24 protein-coding genes and 1 pseudogene are annotated in these 17,397 nt (G+C 50.8%); 3 read left to right on the top strand and 22 right to left on the bottom strand.

All coding sequences use genetic code 11. The features are described 5' to 3' along the window. Positions 1–19: 19 nt before the first annotated feature. The gene (pssA, locus tag AC3WS9_RS05850) at positions 20–1,375 is read left to right on the top strand and encodes a CDP-diacylglycerol--serine O-phosphatidyltransferase (RefSeq protein ID WP_492490304.1); all 1,356 of its coding nucleotides are present in this window, start codon (positions 20–22) and stop codon (positions 1,373–1,375) included. Positions 1,376–1,418: 43 nt separating this feature from the next. Next, a pseudogene (locus AC3WS9_RS05845) lies at positions 1,419–1,616 on the top strand (YfiM family lipoprotein); the annotation flags it as partial. 90 nt (positions 1,617–1,706) lie between these two features. Here the strand turns inward: AC3WS9_RS05845 and AC3WS9_RS05840 are convergent. From AC3WS9_RS05840 to AC3WS9_RS05755, 18 genes are all read right to left on the bottom strand, one after another. Next, the gene (locus AC3WS9_RS05840) at positions 1,707–3,380 is read right to left on the bottom strand and encodes a terminase large subunit (RefSeq protein ID WP_492487266.1); all 1,674 of its coding nucleotides are present in this window, start codon (positions 3,378–3,380) and stop codon (positions 1,707–1,709) included. A gap of 11 nt (positions 3,381–3,391) precedes the next feature. Then, a complete protein-coding gene (locus AC3WS9_RS05835) occupies positions 3,392–3,745 on the bottom strand; it encodes a phage terminase small subunit P27 family (protein ID WP_492487264.1) in 354 nt (117 codons plus the stop codon). A 128-nt stretch (positions 3,746–3,873) separates the two neighbouring features. Then, positions 3,874–4,017, bottom strand: coding sequence for a hypothetical protein (locus AC3WS9_RS05830; protein WP_492487263.1), 144 nt, complete (start codon positions 4,015–4,017; stop codon positions 3,874–3,876). Continuing rightward, on the bottom strand, positions 4,014–4,367 hold the full coding sequence (locus AC3WS9_RS05825; RefSeq protein WP_492487261.1) for an HNH endonuclease: 354 nt from the start codon (positions 4,365–4,367) through the stop codon (positions 4,014–4,016). The genes AC3WS9_RS05830 and AC3WS9_RS05825 overlap by 4 nt, the downstream gene beginning before the upstream one ends. Next, complete coding sequence (locus tag AC3WS9_RS05820; RefSeq protein ID WP_492487259.1) at positions 4,367–4,672, bottom strand: head-tail connector protein; 306 nt, start codon at positions 4,670–4,672, stop codon at positions 4,367–4,369. The genes AC3WS9_RS05825 and AC3WS9_RS05820 overlap by 1 nt, the downstream gene beginning before the upstream one ends. 51 nt (positions 4,673–4,723) lie before the next feature. Beyond that, complete coding sequence (locus AC3WS9_RS05815; RefSeq protein ID WP_492487257.1) at positions 4,724–5,275, bottom strand: hypothetical protein; 552 nt, start codon at positions 5,273–5,275, stop codon at positions 4,724–4,726. Beyond that, positions 5,259–6,464, bottom strand: coding sequence for a phage portal protein (locus AC3WS9_RS05810; RefSeq protein ID WP_492490303.1), 1,206 nt, complete (start codon positions 6,462–6,464; stop codon positions 5,259–5,261). Before AC3WS9_RS05810 ends, AC3WS9_RS05815 begins: the two co-directional genes overlap by 17 nt. Continuing rightward, positions 6,464–7,015, bottom strand: a complete 552-nt coding sequence (locus AC3WS9_RS05805) for an HK97 family phage prohead protease (RefSeq protein ID WP_492487255.1) — start codon at positions 7,013–7,015, stop codon at positions 6,464–6,466. The genes AC3WS9_RS05810 and AC3WS9_RS05805 overlap by 1 nt, the downstream gene beginning before the upstream one ends. Before the next feature lie 56 nt (positions 7,016–7,071). Beyond that, a complete protein-coding gene (locus tag AC3WS9_RS05800; RefSeq protein ID WP_492487253.1) occupies positions 7,072–8,277 on the bottom strand; it encodes a phage major capsid protein in 1,206 nt (401 codons plus the stop codon). Positions 8,278–8,510: 233 nt separating this feature from the next. Then, a complete protein-coding gene (locus AC3WS9_RS05795) occupies positions 8,511–8,759 on the bottom strand; it encodes a hypothetical protein (RefSeq protein WP_492487251.1) in 249 nt (82 codons plus the stop codon). Between the two features lie 11 nt (positions 8,760–8,770). Beyond that, complete coding sequence (locus tag AC3WS9_RS05790; protein ID WP_492487249.1) at positions 8,771–10,609, bottom strand: phage tail tape measure protein; 1,839 nt, start codon at positions 10,607–10,609, stop codon at positions 8,771–8,773. A 148-nt stretch (positions 10,610–10,757) separates the two neighbouring features. After that, positions 10,758–11,063: a phage tail assembly protein gene (locus AC3WS9_RS05785; protein ID WP_492487248.1), complete on the bottom strand. Its 306-nt coding sequence runs from the start codon at positions 11,061–11,063 to the stop codon at positions 10,758–10,760. 98 nt (positions 11,064–11,161) lie between these two features. Next, on the bottom strand, positions 11,162–11,374 hold the full coding sequence (locus AC3WS9_RS05780; RefSeq protein WP_492487246.1) for a hypothetical protein: 213 nt from the start codon (positions 11,372–11,374) through the stop codon (positions 11,162–11,164). Positions 11,375–11,710: 336 nt separating this feature from the next. Next, the gene (locus tag AC3WS9_RS05775; protein WP_492487244.1) at positions 11,711–13,069 is read right to left on the bottom strand and encodes a helicase RepA family protein; all 1,359 of its coding nucleotides are present in this window, start codon (positions 13,067–13,069) and stop codon (positions 11,711–11,713) included. Continuing rightward, positions 13,059–13,331, bottom strand: coding sequence for a DUF4222 domain-containing protein (locus tag AC3WS9_RS05770; protein WP_492487242.1), 273 nt, complete (start codon positions 13,329–13,331; stop codon positions 13,059–13,061). The genes AC3WS9_RS05775 and AC3WS9_RS05770 overlap by 11 nt, the downstream gene beginning before the upstream one ends. Beyond that, a complete protein-coding gene (locus AC3WS9_RS05765) occupies positions 13,328–13,588 on the bottom strand; it encodes a hypothetical protein (RefSeq protein WP_492487240.1) in 261 nt (86 codons plus the stop codon). Before AC3WS9_RS05765 ends, AC3WS9_RS05770 begins: the two co-directional genes overlap by 4 nt. A gap of 5 nt (positions 13,589–13,593) precedes the next feature. Beyond that, the gene (locus AC3WS9_RS05760; protein ID WP_492487238.1) at positions 13,594–13,929 is read right to left on the bottom strand and encodes a hypothetical protein; all 336 of its coding nucleotides are present in this window, start codon (positions 13,927–13,929) and stop codon (positions 13,594–13,596) included. Then, on the bottom strand, positions 13,922–14,233 hold the full coding sequence (locus AC3WS9_RS05755) for a host cell division inhibitor Icd-like protein (RefSeq protein ID WP_492487236.1): 312 nt from the start codon (positions 14,231–14,233) through the stop codon (positions 13,922–13,924). The genes AC3WS9_RS05760 and AC3WS9_RS05755 overlap by 8 nt, the downstream gene beginning before the upstream one ends. A gap of 190 nt (positions 14,234–14,423) precedes the next feature. Between AC3WS9_RS05755 and AC3WS9_RS05750 the strand changes: the two genes are divergently transcribed. Beyond that, positions 14,424–14,603, top strand: a complete 180-nt coding sequence (locus tag AC3WS9_RS05750) for a YlcI/YnfO family protein (protein WP_492487234.1) — start codon at positions 14,424–14,426, stop codon at positions 14,601–14,603. Positions 14,604–14,632: 29 nt separating this feature from the next. Here AC3WS9_RS05750 and AC3WS9_RS05745 read toward each other — a convergent pair whose 3' ends face one another. The 4 genes from AC3WS9_RS05745 to AC3WS9_RS05730 all read right to left on the bottom strand — a co-directional run bounded on the left by AC3WS9_RS05745 (position 14,633) and on the right by AC3WS9_RS05730 (position 17,255). After that, positions 14,633–15,220 carry an HIRAN domain-containing protein gene (locus tag AC3WS9_RS05745; RefSeq protein WP_492487233.1) on the bottom strand — a complete coding sequence of 196 codons (588 nt, stop codon included), beginning with the start codon at positions 15,218–15,220 and terminating at the stop codon, positions 14,633–14,635. Between the two features lie 285 nt (positions 15,221–15,505). Beyond that, positions 15,506–15,760 carry a helix-turn-helix transcriptional regulator gene (locus tag AC3WS9_RS05740; RefSeq protein ID WP_492487231.1) on the bottom strand — a complete coding sequence of 85 codons (255 nt, stop codon included), beginning with the start codon at positions 15,758–15,760 and terminating at the stop codon, positions 15,506–15,508. 47 nt (positions 15,761–15,807) lie between these two features. After that, positions 15,808–16,032: a helix-turn-helix transcriptional regulator gene (locus AC3WS9_RS05735; RefSeq protein WP_492487229.1), complete on the bottom strand. Its 225-nt coding sequence runs from the start codon at positions 16,030–16,032 to the stop codon at positions 15,808–15,810. Further along, the gene (locus AC3WS9_RS05730; RefSeq protein WP_492487227.1) at positions 16,029–17,255 is read right to left on the bottom strand and encodes a tyrosine-type recombinase/integrase; all 1,227 of its coding nucleotides are present in this window, start codon (positions 17,253–17,255) and stop codon (positions 16,029–16,031) included. Before AC3WS9_RS05730 ends, AC3WS9_RS05735 begins: the two co-directional genes overlap by 4 nt. Positions 17,256–17,397 lie beyond the last annotated feature (142 nt).

The raw sequence follows: 17,397 nt of genomic DNA, 5'->3' as shown, positions 1-17,397 counted from the left end.
AGAGAAGATACGCACTGTGATGTTGTCAAAATTTAAGCGTAACAAACATCAACAACACCTTGCTCAACTACCGAAGATTTCTCAGTCAGTTGATGATGTCGAGTTCTTTTACGCTCCCGCCCATTTCAGGGAGACGCTTCTGGAAAAGATTGCGAGTGCCACACAACGTATTTGTATTGTGGCGCTTTATCTTGAACAGGATGAAGGTGGACGCGCGATTTTAAACGCGGTCTATGAAGCTAAACGCCAGCGCCCGGAACTGGACGTTCGTATCCTGGTTGACTGGCATCGTGCGCAACGCGGTCGAATTGGTGCGGCGGCGTCCAACACCAATGCGGACTGGTACTGCCGTATGGCGCAGGAAAACCCAAGCGTCGACGTGCGCGTTTACGGTGTACCCGTCAACACGCGTGAAGCCCTTGGCGTTCTGCATTTCAAAGGTTTCATCATTGATGACAGCGTCCTTTACAGCGGTGCGAGCCTTAATGATGTCTACCTGCATCAGCTCGATAAGTATCGCTATGACCGTTACCATCTGATCCGCAATGCGCAGATGGCGGACATCATGTTCAACTGGGTCGACCAATACCTGGTGCATGGTCGTGGCGTGAATCGCCTTGACGATCCTCATCGTCCAAAAAGCCCGGAAATCAAAAACGATATCCGTCTGTTCCGCCAGGAACTGCGCGATGCGGTCTATCATTTCCAGGGGGATGCGGATAACGAACAGCTCTCCGTGACACCTTTAGTCGGTCTGGGCAAATCCAGCCTGCTGAACAAGACCATCTACCATCTGATGCCGTGCACAGAGCAGAAGCTGACGATCTGTACGCCGTACTTCAACTTACCGGCGATACTGGTCCGCAATATTATTCAGCTGCTGCGCGATGGTAAAAAGGTCGAAATCATCGTCGGGGACAAAACCGCGAACGACTTCTTCATCCCTGAAGATCAGCCGTTTAAGATCATCGGTGCGCTGCCGTACTTGTATGAGATCAACCTCCGTCGTTTCCTGAGCCGCCTGCAGTATTACGTTAATACCGACCAGCTGGTGGTGCGCCTCTGGAAAGATGAGGACAACAGCTATCACCTGAAAGGGATGTGGGTTGACGATGACTGGATGCTGCTGACCGGGAATAACCTCAACCCGCGCGCATGGCGTCTGGATCTGGAAAACGCCATTCTGATCCACGATCCTCGGCATGAGCTTTCGGCCCAGCGCGAGCGCGAGCTCGAATTGATTCGTACCCATACGACGACCGTGCGTCACTACCGCGATTTGCAGAGCATTGCCGATTATCCGGTGAAAGTGCGTAAGCTTATCCGCCGGTTACGTCGTATTCGTATCGACCGCCTCATCAGCCGTATTCTGTAACGAACCAGCCCTGTCATCGACGGGGCTTTTTTTGGAGTCCGTTATGCGAATCTTCCTCCTGCTCTCTCCCCTCTTGCTTTCAGGCTGTAGCCATATGGCCAATGACAGCTGGCAAGGTCAGGATAAGGCCCAGCACTTTATCGCCTCGGCAATGCTCTCTGCCGCCGGGAATGAAGTCGCACAACATCAGGGCTATAGCCGCGATCGTAGCGCCGTTTACGGGTTCATGGTATCTATTGCAAGTTTTTTTAACTGTATGCTATGTAAGTGTTTTTATGTGCAATGCGTTATCCATCTCTCTATAAAGCAATACACACTGCAATACACAGCATTAAAGCCCACCCCTCAATTTTTCCATCATAGCTTTCTGCTCTTCACTCATTGGCACATCAACTTCACCGTGTTCCAGTAGGTATGTGCCAAAACTCATCATGCAGGCCACTGCCGGATCTATCTTGTTCGGCGCTTTCAGTTTGTTCGGTTTGATATTGTGGTTAGCGTCAACCATCATCACTACGTTACCCATCGCCCAGGCCAGCACCGGATCCCCGTTGTGCTCGATACGCTTGCGGGCGGCGAATACCTCAAGGCTTTTTCCTACAGGGTTATATCGTGCGAAAGTCTGCGGGAACGGCTCTACATCCAGCCCGTACCCCTGCAGTTGCGTTCTGAGTTGTGTTGCATTCCAGACGTCAAAACCCACCAGCTTAATATCATAGCGATCGGTATCGGAAAAAATATCATCCCTGATTCGGTCATAGTCGATACAGTTTCCCGGCGTGGGGATGAGCCATCCATCCCTAACCCATGCCTGATAGATATTGCGGTTTTTGTTGCCGGAGTCCTCCAGAACACTCTCCGGGATGTAATGCCGCGCCATTATTCGCACGTTGTCGCCATGCGGGAAGGAATAGCACACGCTGGTAATGTCGTCGGTGGATGACAAATCCAGCCCGGCATAACACTCTGCGCCCATCATATCATCAGCGGAAAAGTCCACCCTGCAGGCCGCCCACGCACCAGCCCCCATCCATGCGGTAGTACCGTTGCACCAGATATTAAAGCGTTTGGTTAGCATTTCGTTCCACTCAGACGGAATCCCCCGCGCTTTCTGAATGGTCGAAATCAGAGAATCCACCAGCACACTAACCCCAAGATTAGGGTTAGCCTTTACCCACTGCGTTGGATCATCTATCTCTTTTTCATCCTGCAGCTCGTATATCAGCGCAAAAATACTCTCGTTTTCCTCCTCTCCTGAAAGGATCCGCTTACAGTAATCATAAAGCTGTTTGCAGGCTGAAACGGTGCTGGTGCCGGCGGTCGTAATAGCGAAGAGCAAACCATCGGGCCGGGCGCCCATACCCAATTCAAGCGCGGAGTAAACCGAGTTATCCGGGTGAAGGTGGTATTCGTCGATAATGGCAAGGCTGGGGTTTGTGCCTTCAATCGTCGCCGCTTTCGCTGCCAGCGGCTTGAGCAGGCTGTTAGTTTTCGGATGTACAATTTTGTGCTGCTGGATTGCCAGGCGCTTTTTGAACGGCGCGGAAAGCAAACACATCTGCCGGGCATCATCGAAGACAATACGGGCTTGATCCCGGCTCACCGCCGCGGTGTAAATATCCTGCTGGCCTCCCTCTTTCAGCAAAAACCAGTTAGCCAGTATCGCGGCCTTTGTGGACTTCGCATTTTTGCGGGGGATCATGATAAAGGCGCTGCGGTACTTACGGCGGCCCGTCGCCCTGACTTTTACCCCCATGATGTTGGCAAATGCGAATTGTTGCCACGGTTCCAGCTCGATCGGCTTGCCGCGCAGCGGGCCTTTAACATGCGGGCAGTACCCTGAAAATTTAACGAAACGCTCAACCGCGTCGTAATCGAACACATAAACCGGGCTGATTAAGTCCGAAAAGTACCTCGTTACGGCCTGCTTCAGGGCATCACAGGCGGGTATTTCCCCCTCTTTTACGTCGATGGCGTACTGGTGCCAGGCGTGTTTTACCTCCATGTGAGCCAGCCTTACACGTCGTCGAAGCCGTCATTCTCGTCTTTTTCTGGCGGATTGCGGCGGCGTGATACCGGGTCGAACCCCAGCAAACTGGACATTTTGATGATGATGCGCTCTGCATCTGATTTGGCCTTTAATGCCGGGTTGCTCGTTGTCGCGCCCCGCGAGCCTTCAACAGAAAACCCGCGCAGGGCAATATCTTCAACGGCTTTCCGGTAAAGCGAATAGTTGACGCAATACAGTTCTAAGTTGCTCCAGTCGGCGGCCGTCAGATCGTCACGTTCGGAAAGTTGCTTTGATTTTAGTTTCCACTGCTGCACCGCAATTTCATCCAAGTACGCGGGCGGTTTTGGTGGTCTTGCCATGATATGAAACCCCGTTTTAAAAACTTTCTGCAAATTAAAAAAATTGGCGTGCGTAAAAATTCGAGGGGCGCGCGGTCTGGCGGGCCTTGCCTTCTGCTCGAACTACCCCCGCCCCCTCCGGGGCGCTGTCAGGGGCGGTTCTTCATCGCCCCCTTGATGTCCCGGTCACGCTCGGTCATGCGTTCGCCCTGCCGCCGCTGGCGTCGTCTGGCGTGGTCATCGCGGCTGCGGGTCAGTGCCTGTGTCAGTCGCTCGGCTTCTTGTTGGTTCATGATTTCGCTCCATAGCCTCGCTTATCAATCACTTTGGTTTTCCAGTCGTGGCACTCTCGGCACAGTGGCTGGTGATTGGATAGCTTCCAGAACAGTGGATCCGATTGGCCGGTGATTGGTGTGATGTGGTCAACAACGGTCGCCGGGGTGAATCTCCCCTCACGCTGGCAAATCACACACAGTGGGTTAGCGCGCAGGTATTGGGCGCGATATACCTGCCAGCGATGGTTGTAGCCTCGTTGTGCTGCCGTTCCTCGTGCTTCCTTTGGCTGGTGGTCGGCGCACCGGCCAGACACCACTCGATTTCGGCAGCCGGGAAAGGTACAGCGGCGCAGCGGTTGCCAGGGCATTAATGCACCCCCGGATCACGGTAGACACTCCAGAGAGAATCAACGGTGAGAGGAACTATTGATTGTTCAAAATCAACCACTGTCGCGCGGTTCTCATACAGGTGGCTGATATACATCAGGCATCCCACCTTTAGCCCGTCATCCCACTCGATATCTGTACCGATTTTTTTACCGATATGTTTCTGGCAGGCGACCAGCGCCGCTGATCGTAATAACGATAATTCTGTATCATCATCAGTAAAATCCAGTTCAACACGGCAATGAAGTTTTACCTCAGCCATGCCAATTAGCTCTTCAATTTCCATGAATTGACCCTCTTTGCAGATACACCGTGCTGTCATCCATCATGCTGTATTTCATGGCTTACCCCTTCCCGGCTTCACTGCTGATTTGAGCGCGCTAAATAAAACTTTTTCTGTCCATGCCCTTTTGTCGTTCAGCGTCTCTACCATGAAGTTTCCGCGCGGCGCGATGCGCCAACCAGAACCACCGGCAGCGCCTTTTTTATGGCTGCGCTTGCCGTGTTCGTCGTGGACTCGTCGCGCCCCGCGCTTGACACCAAAAAACAGATCCGCCGGGTAATATTCCTCGCCTTTGGCAAATGGCGTCATGCCCTTACCCTTGCGCTGATTGGGGGAGATCTTCACCATAAAACCGGGGCGATTTTTGGTCATACTCGGAACAAAAAAGCCGATGGATTTATAAAGTTTTCCCGATTCCCAGCCCGGATCTTCTCCAGGCAAGGAACCCCGTTTAGAGGAGACACGATCTCTCGCAGATTGCTGGATCACCTCGCCAATAACCTGGAACGCCTTGCGAACTTTCCGGCGGTCAAAGTCAATGCGCGCATCTCCCTCAAAATCAACGTGAACATAAGTACCGCCCAGCGGATTATTTATCTTTGCCATCGTCTTTTTTCTCCTGATCGTCTTTGGTGCTGACCTGTTTCCATGCCTGGCTAAATTCATCACCACCGGCATAAGGGGAAATGCCCTCACGCGCGCGGGCCTCATTCGGATTCATAAACCCGGATTTAATCGCAACGGCGTATGAGTCAAAACGCTCTTTCGGATTTGCTCGCAAAAGGTCGTAGGTGTCGAACTCGATAAAATCCGACTCCGGCAGGAACAGAGATTTTTTTAATTGCTGTTCAAGATTGGTTAGCCAGGGGCGCAGGGTCTGCGTTAAAAATGCCCGTGTAGCTTCGGTAAAGTTGTTGTAATTGCTGTGGCTATAATCCTGCAGGAATATCGGGGAGATATTAAAAATTCTGGAAATATCACCGATGGTAAAAGTGCGGCTGGCGATCCATTCTGCATCCTGGTTATTCATCCCCAAATCTTCGAACTTTATTCCACCGTCGAGGATGGGCACCTTTCCGGCGTTTTTAGCCCCCTGATATCCTTCAATGGTTTTTGCGACCTTCGCTCCTTTTGCGCCGTCCATCCATTCAGGTGATGTGAGGACGCCGGACGCCATTAAGCCGTTTTTCATCACGCTGGATCCGTGGCGCTGCTGCGCCAGCCCCAACCCAATCGCCTCGCGGCAGACCGTCACCGGAGATTTACCCAGCCAGCCATCGTCAGACATATGGCGCAAATGAAACATTTCGCCAGGCATATATGTTTTTATCCGACCATCAGGCAAGGCGACGTCATAAACGTAATTCAGGGACTTAACGCGGCGCAACGTCACTGATCGGGAAGGAATCGGGGTTAATGATTTCGGTTGCCCGTCCCGGCCCCACTCAATAACGGCGTAAGCGTTACCGGTTAAGAGGCAATGGCGCATGATGGTGCGCTTGAATTGAAATGGCGTTTGCCAGTCGTTCGGGTGCTGGTCTACCAGGCGACTTATAGCCGCACCTGTTACGCGCTCTTTGGTGTTCCCCTTCATGCTGTACAGGTAACACGGCATCGTTGCTACAGCCTCACTGATAGCGGCTACGGCGTTCATAACCGCCGGGAGGCTTTCCGCTGTGCTGGCGTTTACCACTTCCCCGGAGTTGGTGTTACCGCCCCCCAGCAATGCTATCGCGTCATCAATGGTCATGCTGCGGGGTTCTTCCCGCTTTCCGAAAGGCCATAAGCGCATAATCAAAGCTCCAGCAGGTCGGCCCACAGCCGGGCGGTGCCTGGTTCATTCTGCTGGCGGGCCAGCTGCATAGAACGCCGGGCGATCTCCACGTCGCTTTCGGTATAGGCTGGCGTAGCGGTGAAGGTAATTTCCAGCAGCTCGGCGGCGGTGACGGTTCGCAGATAGGGATCCTGTTTAAAATCCCATGTTTCTTGTGTCGCCCGGAATCCGAACGACATGCCAGAGATATCACCCCGGCCCACCAGCGCCAGCAGGTCGCGCCCGGTTTGCGTATCAGGCGGATCCAGTTCAAAGCGTAAGCCGGTGTTATCCTCACTGAGTTTTAGCGTTCGGGAGTTTGTGCGACCCAGCAGCCCTTTGTAATCGTGCTCATACAGCGCCCGGACATCATTACCGGTTGCCAGGCTCTCTTTAAACGCGTATGGGGCGAATACTTCGTAAAACTCCCCCCAAATTAATTGGGATCGGCTGTTCCACGGCACCACATACCCCACCAGCTTATTTTCTTCCACGCTGACGGCGGCGGATCGGATTTCAAAATCTTTATTCATGTTTTCACCAATGACCACAAACAAGAAAGGGGCCGTAGCCCCTCGGATGGTTTTATTTATTTCTGTGTTCCCTGCACACCGGCTACAGCTGCCATTTCAAGAATTTTAATGGCGCTGGAATCCACTACACCGCCGCCCAGGTATTTGGCGGTGTAGACTTTGTAAAATCCGGGCTCGGTGATGTTGTCAGGCCGGGTGCGTACACCTGTTTCATGGTCAATGATGTAATAGCCACGCTTGAAATCACCAAATGCAATCGGCGCTTTACCTGCGGCCATGTTTGGCATGGTTTCAACGTAGATAACCGGGCGGCCCAGCAGCGTATCCGGATCACCTGCTTTCAGACCGTCACGCCAGATATAATCCCCGTTATCGTTTTTCAGTTTTTGCAGCTGCGCGGCGGCGGTGGAGTTCATTACCCACACGGCGTTTTTACGATACTTTTTGCGGAGAGTGGCGCGGAAGTCGATCAGCTCATCGGCGGTGACTGCCGTTGCGCTGGCGGCTACCATTTTTTGAAGTGTACCGAAAGCGCGGGTTTTATCGTCTTTGGTGTCGCGGGTGTATACCAGCAATCCTTTGGACTCCCCGGCCCCATCACCATTAACCAAATCATCTTCTTCGGTCTCAACGAATTTATCCCCGATCTCTTCGCTCAACCATCCGAGAATATCGATATCACTGAAATCGAGAATTTCTTGTGTGGTTTTTGGATAGGCGTAAATCGGATAAATTTTAATGCTCACCTCTTCCAGTTTCGGTGTACTGGTTTCGGTAACTGCCGTTCCTTCCGCGCCGTGATTCACCACCGCGCCACCGGCGGAAACAAGTTTTTTATACTCGTTTGAGCCGATTTTTTTCACGGTGCAGATCGCGCGCATCTCGCTATCATCCTGGAGGATACGCATTACCTGTGTATCGAGCTCAGGAATAACGGTGTAACCACCATCGGCGGGAACGGTGGTGGACATTGAGCGGGTGTCACCCGTCATGATGTATGAGCGGAGTTCTTCATTAGTCGGACCGCCGCTGCGGGTTTCCCCTGGCTTTTTGGTAGCAGCCTGTTCGCGCTCTTCTTCTGCCAGCACTTCGTAACGCTCGATATCTGATCGAAGTTCTTCGGCCTGCTTTTTCAGATCATCAAATTGGGTGCGTTCTTCGGTGGTCAGGCTGCGTTTTTCGGTATCAGCCTTTTCAAGGATGGATCGCAACTGTGTCGCTAGCTCTGATTTTTTACGGCGTAATTCAATTAGTTTTTGCATTCTGGTTTCTCATGACAATTAGGGATTGAGACGTGAAACCAGCGCGGAAAGGAGGGATGATCGCCCGGAAAAGGAAACCCGCGAGAGCGGGAAAGGAAGCCGGGCGATCAGTGGCGGCTCACGTCTGAGTGCCACATTAATTAATAAAACAGGTTAATAAATATTACAACAACCACTAATGTAGATAATCTATATCCGATAGATAACAAACAATATCGAACGATTAATTTACATTAGGCTGACAGCTTTTTTCCGTTTACGGCAGTGCGCATCCCCTCAAGATAAGCAATCAATAAGTTTAATTGTTCTTCGTCAGCAGCAAGAGACATGCCGGAAAACGATTCGACAATAAAGCCATGCGGATCTACCTGCACCACGGCATCTTTTTCCAGTGCGTCTTTGTATTCTTCCGTGTTCATGTTTTGAACAAAATCACCTACACCGTGAAATTTTCTAAATTCTGCAATTTCTTTGTGGTTCATTTTTATTCTCGCTAATAATTGCCGCGCATTAAACTGTATGGGCTATAGCCAACATCCGTTCTGACGGTTGAGTTTTGTGCGTTGGTTTTCACCTCTGAAACTCGCATTCCAGGCGGCGCATTCTCGAAGCGAACAACCATTTCACTTTGAATTAATTTTTGCCCTCCACCTAATAAATTAACATCCCCACCATAGTTATAGCCTGGAGCGCTTGCACGGTTTGTAAGCGCGTAAGGAAACGCGCCGGTGGATATTCCCACATCAGAAGCAAATCCTTTTACTTTGTCGAATAGCCCGTAAGGTATTAATTTATTTATCTCGCCAGTAGGCATTATCCCCATGCCACTAGTCTGAGGCGATCGGGGACGGTTGAACCCAAAAGGATCGTATACCAGTGGCTCTACTTTTTTTGTTTCTCCGAAAGCATATTTTTTAGTTACCTTTTGCGCTGCCGCTGCTGTCTTCGACGTTTTTTTATTTTTATCATAAATCTGAGATAACTCCTCTCTGTTCGCTATTAAGTAACCGGCAGCGCCAGCAAGCGCAAGAATTGTAGCTGTATATGGGTTAAGCGCCAAAAGCCCCATAGCAAACTTAACAGCTCGCAGGGCAACAGCAACGCCGGTAATAGACACTGCTACATCACCAAATTCTCTCGCCGCTTTTGGGTATTTCTTTACACCATCATCAAGAGCAACGGAAAAATCGTTTAAATATCCAGTAGCATCCTTCATTTGAGGGGCGAAAACCTTACCGATTGAAGCGGCGGCGTTCTCAGCCGATCCTTTCATCGCGTCAAATTTGTTCGTTAAGGTGTCCAGACTGGAATCAACACGCTGATTTAAACTTGCCTGATCCTGCATTTTTTTCTGAATTTCTTCATAACCCTTAACACCATTTTTCATTACTGCCATTAATGCGCTAATGGTTTCGGCATCATCGCCAAATATTTTACCTAGTGCTGCGGTTCTTGCTGTATCGCTTAATTTATTTAACTTTTCTACCTGAGCAATGAAGTTTTTAATACCGAGGAATTTACCCTGTTTGCTAACAAAATTCAGATGAATGCCGTGTTTTTTTAACGCATGGTTGGCCTGATTTATTTTTTTTGTGTTAAGAGTGGCGTTCATCATTTTACGGGTAGCATTACCAGCCGCCCCAGCTTCAATAGAAGCATTACTGAGCTCTACAGTAAGGGGGGCTAGCGCACGCGCAGCGGCTTCGCCGTCTTTTGATATGAGTTGCAGCGCTGATGATGCACTACTGAAATATGAGACAGTGGAGTCCATAGAAACGCCCAGGAATGCCATACGCTGACCCATATCGGAAAGGTTTAGTATCTGCTCCCCGGTGGCTTTTGTGGCATCCTGTAGCTGCGCCATTTGCAGCGCGGCCTCTTTCGGGGCTTCATGCAGAACCACCGCCAGATTAGCAGCGGCCTCGCCCACGCCATCAAGAATTTTTTGCGCTGGCACGCCCTGGCTTACAAGCGTCTGCATCATCTCCTGAAAATCAGCCGTTGACCCCGGCAGCTTATTACCAAACTCGACAGCCTTTTTATTCAGCTTGTCAAAATCAACGCCAACCGAACCACTGGCGTTCATCATGGAAATCTTGAGATCGGTTGCTGCCGTTTCTTGTTTCGCAAATGCAGCACTAACAGCGGTCATAGCTCCAACGGTTCCTAGTGCTATATTTTCTGTCATTTTTACGGCACTGGATCGTTGTGCTCTTGTTTTTGCCTGCATCTCATTTAAGGCGGCTTGATATTGTTTATTCATCCTCCTCATTGTAGGAGTTAATTTATCAACGCCAGTAATGATCGCTTTTAATTGAAAACTATCTGACATTTTTATTTTCCTTTTTCTAATTCAAGTATTTTACTTGCACTTTCTTCTAGAAAAAAAATAGCTGACAGTGGCTCTTTTAATATGTCCAGGGGTGATATGCGCCAAAATCTAGCGCATACCATGCAGCGGAACAATAATTCGTCAGCCATCAGCCCTGTAGGAAAAAACCAGCAATTACCCATGCTGAATCATTGATATCACTAGCTGACATATTTTTTGCCGCCGAAGGAGGAATGGCCCCCAAGGTACTGATATAATCAATTGTTTTACTTCCGATTAAAATTACATTCCCTTCATTATTTACAGTAAAAGGGAATCCATGTTTTTGAATATCTTCCCCGGTAGGCTCGCGCAGGGTGATCTTTGTGATTTCCTCACCGTGTGCCATTACCGGCTTTTTCAGAATGATTGTATTTGGGTCCATGGTTTCCGCTGCGGTTTCTTTGGTTTTCATTGCTTCTTGCTCCAGTTATTAAAATGTCATTGGGTTTTTGGTAAAGCGGATTTGGCTGGCGGCCGCGTATCAGTTCCGATACATCAGCCATCACGCCTTCAATTTTTATAGGGATCGTCATTCTTGCTATCCGGGATTTTTAACGCGGTGCGGAGCGCTTGACGGGCAATAAAGCCCAGCGATGGAACGGCGGCCCGACCAAACACACCACCAGATTTCATTTTTTCAATCGTTAGCTCCTGAGCGATCATCAGGTGTGCTGTGATTTCGGGATCAAGCATTACTGTTAGGCTCTTTTTCTTCTCGCTCATAGCGACCTCGATACTGTATGGAATCACATAATTAGTATTTCCGATAAACATTCATTTATCAACCATGAGAAACGATAACCATCACACGGATGTAAAAAAGCCGGGATTTCTCCCGGCCATTCCGCGCACCTCGCGCACTTTCCGCGCACTTTTAAATTCGCGCACTTAGGTGCGCAAAATACCCCCTAGTGCGCACCTTGAAAAACCAGCAGTGGCGCGGGTTGCTGGAGTAATTTTATCATTCCGCGCACTTTTCCTGTGTATATACGCAAAAAGTGCGCAAAGTGGGCCTTTTTGATTAATTCCGCGCACCTCGCGCACTTTCCGCGCACTTTTTTACTCCCTGCCCAGCATGATAATTTCACCACCGGCGGTTATCTCCACCAGTTCATCACGCACCAGTTTCTCAATCCAGCGGTTAAAGCCTTTGCGCCCGTTCTCTCCAACCATTGCGATCATGTCATCACGTAGTACCTCCCGGTTGCACGGTTCACCTCTGGCCTTACGGCTGCGGATACACTGCCATAGCGCCGCATGGTTCCCGGTCAGGTTGTTGACCTCCACCAGCGCGGGATCAATATCACGCGCCTCGCGTGGCACGTCATGCACCAGCAGCGACACAACCAGCTCACCATCACAATCGGTAAACAGCTCCACCGGGCGCAGGTCAAAAGCGGCCTCCTGTGGTTCCTCCGCGTCTTTCATTTTGGTGCAGGCCAGAATGATAGCCCCGCCCTCACCCTCACGCCTTACACTGAACTCCGCATCGAGGGATGCCCGGAACGCGCTCGAGCCTCGCGCCCCCTTGCTGCCATCCTTACCAGAGTGATGGACCACCAGCACCGTAGCGCCCGTCGCCTGTTTGATTGCGTCACAGCCCTGAACAAAAGCCCCCATATCTCGAGCGTCGTTCTCGTCATTACCGCCAAAGCAACGGGCAAGGGTATCCAGAACGATAAAGCCCACTGGCTGCCCGGTGGCGGCTTTGATATCACGCGCAGCGGCGATCACCTCACTAACCTCGTCTTTGCTTACCGGGAACACAGGACGGTTTACCAGATACAGATTGGTAAGGCGATTCGTATTGTTGTGGATGTTCTCCCAGGCCCGGATACGGCGCGGGATACCTATGCCCCCCTCACCGACCACGTACAGCACAGAACCGCCGTTAACCGCCCTCCCCGCCCACTTATGCCCGGCGGCAATATGACAGGCCCACGACACCGCCAGAAAGCTTTTGTAGCTCCCGCTGGGCCCGTAAATACTGCACAGGCTGTTAGCCGGCAAATAGCCCTTCATGGTGTAAGCCAGTTCGCGATCATATCCGTTGGATCCCACGCTCAGCGGCAGCGTTGTTTTTTTGCCACCAGCGGGAACGGGCGGAAATAACGCCGTGATGCGGTCGTCAGTCAGCAGCCCGGCGGCCGCGTCAGCGCCGATAAAATCAGAAACCAGCGTGAGGCGCTTTTGTTGCGCGCGCTCCGGGCGCATGGCATCAAGATAGCCCTCGTCAAGAATGTAGTTGTAACCCTCCTGGCGGATCGTCTCCAGCTGACGCACCAGCTCGCCCACCGGTTCCCCCGGTTCGGTCTGCTTAATGGCTGCCGATAGTGTGAGGCGGTCCAGTTCGCCGCCGTGCTGCATCCAGCGATACAGGCAGGTGAAAACAGCATCGGGGAATTTTTTAGCCAGCATTTTTCGCCTCCTGCAATTTGCTTTTCAGTTGCTGGACTTTTTCCAGAACGTTTTCTTTCGCTGCGTCTGCCGATTCCGCCGACTCATTCGGCAGGTGTTTAAATTCCCGCGTGAAGCGGTAATCCGTCATGCGGCATGGGTGCGCATAACCATCGCGCAAAAACAGGATGCGGAACCCGTCAGACTCAATGACAGTGATTTTTTTGCCCCAGCCGTCTACCCAGCGACTGTTAACTTCGATTTTTTGCGGTCCGTTGCTCATAGCATTCCCCTGCTGATTAATTTGTTATGGACGCGGGAAAGCTCCTGCGTTTTTGCTGTGCTGGTGATCCGCCAGGTGCGCCAGCTCACGAAATCAATTTGGACTCCCGGCAGGTTGAGCAGCGTCACCAGGTTGAACCGGTTTTCTTTGTGAATATTCACCGTCGCCACGAGTTCCGATTTAATACCCCGGCAGGTAAACACGATTTTTGGGTGAGCGCGGCCACCAGCGAGACGCCGGAATAATTTTTTAATCATGGTTTTTATTCCTCGATATTAATCTTTTTCAGACTGGAAATAGCCTCGCTCACCAATTCGATAATTTCCCAAATTACGATGGTTTCCGCCTTATCGGTGATGGATTCACTCCATTTGCACAGCATTTCTCGCGCTTCGTTAGCGCGCTCGAGCGCAGCGGCAGTCGATTCTATCTGCTCTGCCTTGGTGACGATCAGCCCAGCTTTTGCGGCCAGTTCGACAAATGCCGGGATGGATGCCACGATTTCAGATTCCCTCACCAGCATTTCGCTGGCCACGCCATTCTCGATGGTCGTCAGCACACGGATTTTCTGGCCAGGCGGTAACAGTGATTTAGTCATGGTGATCACCTTTGAGGCTTTCAAAATGACGGACCATTTCTTCCGGATCGTGCTCATTGCCAATAATCATCCAGGAAAAGCACCTGTCATGACCGGCTACCCAGCTGCAGGTAACAGGGCAATCGGTGCGGATCTTCGCGGCGAACGTCAGGCACCAAGCGGGAAACGCGTCACGCGCTGTCTGCTCGTCGTCTGCTTCGGTGCGCAGGGTTACAGGTGCGCCGGTGAAATCTTCACCTTTTGGCTTACCCGGGAATAGCCATGTAAATTTCGGGCGGGTTTCGGTATGCTGTATACAAGCCATAATTTTTACTCTCTGTTTGGATTGTGGTTAGAGGCCCGGCCAGTGTTAGCGCACTGCCGGGCTTCGTCTTTTCAATCACCTATACAGGTGGTGAGCACCTACAATATTCCAAGGTGGTGAGCACCTGCAAGCTTTTTTTTATTATTTTTTCTGCTATAGTGGTTAGCACCTGATTGATTAGGAGCTAGACATGGCAACGGGTAGAAGCAATAACAAATCAACACAATTAGCCTCACGAGTACCTCATGAAGTTGTAGAAGGTATGGAGGATGTAAAGCTGGAAGGTGAAACAACCGGGCAATTTATCGTTACTGCAATGCAGGGTGAGATAAAGCGACGCCAGCGCCGTAAAAAGCAGGATGCGGAGTAAGAAAAAGGCCGGGATTCCCCGGCCTTGTCTTATGATAATGAGTAACAAATTATCAGGAAGATGATCACGATAAGCCAGATGTATGGCCCTATTCCGTAAACCTCACCAACGGCTTTCATCCCTACAGGCTCGGCCCTTCGCCGTTCTTCCTCACGCGCTGCGCGTTCTTCTTCCTCCAATTTTGCCAGCCTTCGCGCCTCCCTTCTTTCGCGTTCAATACGGCGCTTTTCTTCCTGCTGATGATTAATATCTTCCTGGCTCCAGCTCGTTTCAAATCGTATATGTACATAAGGATTGGCATGTGGGCTATCAGGCAACCATACTCGACCGATCTCAACATTACTCACCCTTCCACCAGCATCCAAAAAATAAGCAACTTCTTTAGCCGTCTCGCGGTCGAGATAACCTATTTGCAGATTTTTATCATCCCAAATTCCATTAACCACAATGTAAACCGCAATGGCGTTTTTATCGTGCCGGTTATTTTTTTCACGTACTAATACGGGTTTTGCATATCGATCCCCCTCCGGATCGAGATACTTACGGACAATTTTTTTTCTTTCTGTACCGTCTTCATTTTCGGCATGTATTCCGGCGATCTCGCAGCTATAGCGCATATAACCCCCTGTTAAAAAAGCATATTTAACCACCTTTATAAATAGGGTTTTGCATATTTTGTGTGCTAACTATACCACCAGCATTATCTGGGGTCGGCGGCGGTGCCGTATACCCCGGCATCTAACTGCGGCAACGGCGCAGTTCACTCGGCTAAAAGTTTAGCTGAGTGAATCAAGCACCCATCAAGCAAAGCCCCATTACGGGGCTTTTTTTTCCTGTCACTGTGCTGTTTGGCGATATTTTGTGTTATCCGATCGTCGTGGGAATCCTCATTTTTTGGTGATTTATTCTGATAACGTGCGCATCCAGTGAAGCAGATCACTTAACAGCCAGCCGGTGCCAGCCTTGCCGATTTTTCGGCGCTGCGGGTAGGCGCTTTCCTGCTCCAGCTCCCATGCTGTTGTACGACTGACGGCGGTAATCTGGCGGCGCTCTTTTTCCCGGATAATGCGATCAAATGGCACGCCGTAAGCGGTGAGAACATTGCGGCGCTGTTCGTCGGTCGGTTCGATATATTTTTTCATCTGATTTTTTCCCATAAAAAAACCCACCGGTCTGGTGGGTTCTGTTTGCTGATTGGTTTAATTTATTTGGTTGGCCTGGTCTTTATCCATTCCTGTACTTCGGAAAGCCGCCAGGCGCAGATTTTAGGCCCGAGAATAAGGTGTTTAGGAAACTCCCCCCGCTTCTCCATAAAGGCGCGAGTAGATGCAGGAATGCCAGTCATCCAGAAACATTCCGGCTCACGGATCACCCGGTCTAACTCCGGCATTAACTCCAGCTCCTCTTTGCTCATAAATTTAAACATCATGCCGCCCTCAATTTTAAAGGCTCAATCAGCCCATTCAGGTAATCCACCCAGCGGGTTAGCGCGTCGAGCTTGGCAACCATGTACTGGCTGCGGTTATAAATACCCATAACACCCGGCAAGGCATGCCCCAGCAGTTGCTCGACAACATGAGGATCTACCCCCATATCATTCAAGTTGGTTGCCAGAACGCGGCGCAGGTCATGCAGACTCCACGGTTTTTCATGCTTGAACTTGCGATAAAATCGGCATCCCACCGTGCTCATAACGGTTTGCTTTGCAAAATCGCCGTTTAATAATCGTTCGGTCCCTTCCTCCTCAGCAATGGCCCGAAGGTTAACAAGCCACTGCCTGATCTGCGGCGGCACCGGTCGAGTAATCTCACGCCCGTTTTTGCTGTGCTCTTTGGGTACCGTCCAGATCCAGTTTTCAAAATCCCACTCGCTCCAGGTGGATTCCCGCAACTCGCGGCCACGGCAGCCAAACACCATCAAAATAACCAGCGTTACCCGGTTTAAGGGGGTTAATTTGTCGTTGCCTTCCTCGACGTTCGCCCAATACCAAACATCGCGCACTTCGTCAGCGGTGAGCACGCGATCTCTTTTTTTCGCACGCTCCCCCATATCCATAACGGTAAAATCCTCCAGCTCATTGGAAATGGCGTAACGGCGTACCCGGCAAAATTTAAGGGCTTGCTTCACGTCGCGGAAAGTATGCCCGGCGGCCACCGGCGCTGTTTTTCTCACTTCATCGAAGCACTTCACCCACATAGCAGCCGTGCACAGCGTTAATGGCACATCACCAATACGGCGGTAAATGTAGCGTTCAAATCGCTGTTCGCAGATTTCCCAGGTGCGCCGCTTCGGTTTGGCGTAATACTCCAGCCAGTATTCCAGCGCATCTTTTACGGTGACCGGCCTTTGTGATTCCTCGGTGATCAGGCCGATACGGTGGCGCGGGTCGATCCCCTCCGCTAACCACGTCCGGCACTCGTCGCGCTTCTCACGCGCCATTTTCAGCGGCATATCCGGGTATTTTCCCAGCGTCAACCACACCGGGGCGGTATCCCTGCCACCCAACCGGTAAAACATCACAAAGCTGATAGCCCCGTTTTTACTCACCCTGGCCGACATTCCGCGACCGTCGGAAATCATCTGCTGTTTGTCCAGTGACTTACCCAGCAGGCTTTTTAATCGCTTCTCGCTCAGCTTATTTTCCGCTGCCATTTCCTTTCCTCGCAAACACAAAAGCAATACACACTGCAATACACAGTGACCCGAAACAGGGCAAACAAGAGCGATCATATTCGAACGTTAATTATCACAATATATTTTTTAATCAACGACTTAACGAACAAATCCGGACGCC

The sequence above is a fragment of the Lelliottia sp. EB106-05-01-XG201 genome (assembly GCF_058791735.1).
Note: the sequence above shows the minus strand (reverse complement) of the source record. Positions and strands in the feature narration are given on the sequence as shown.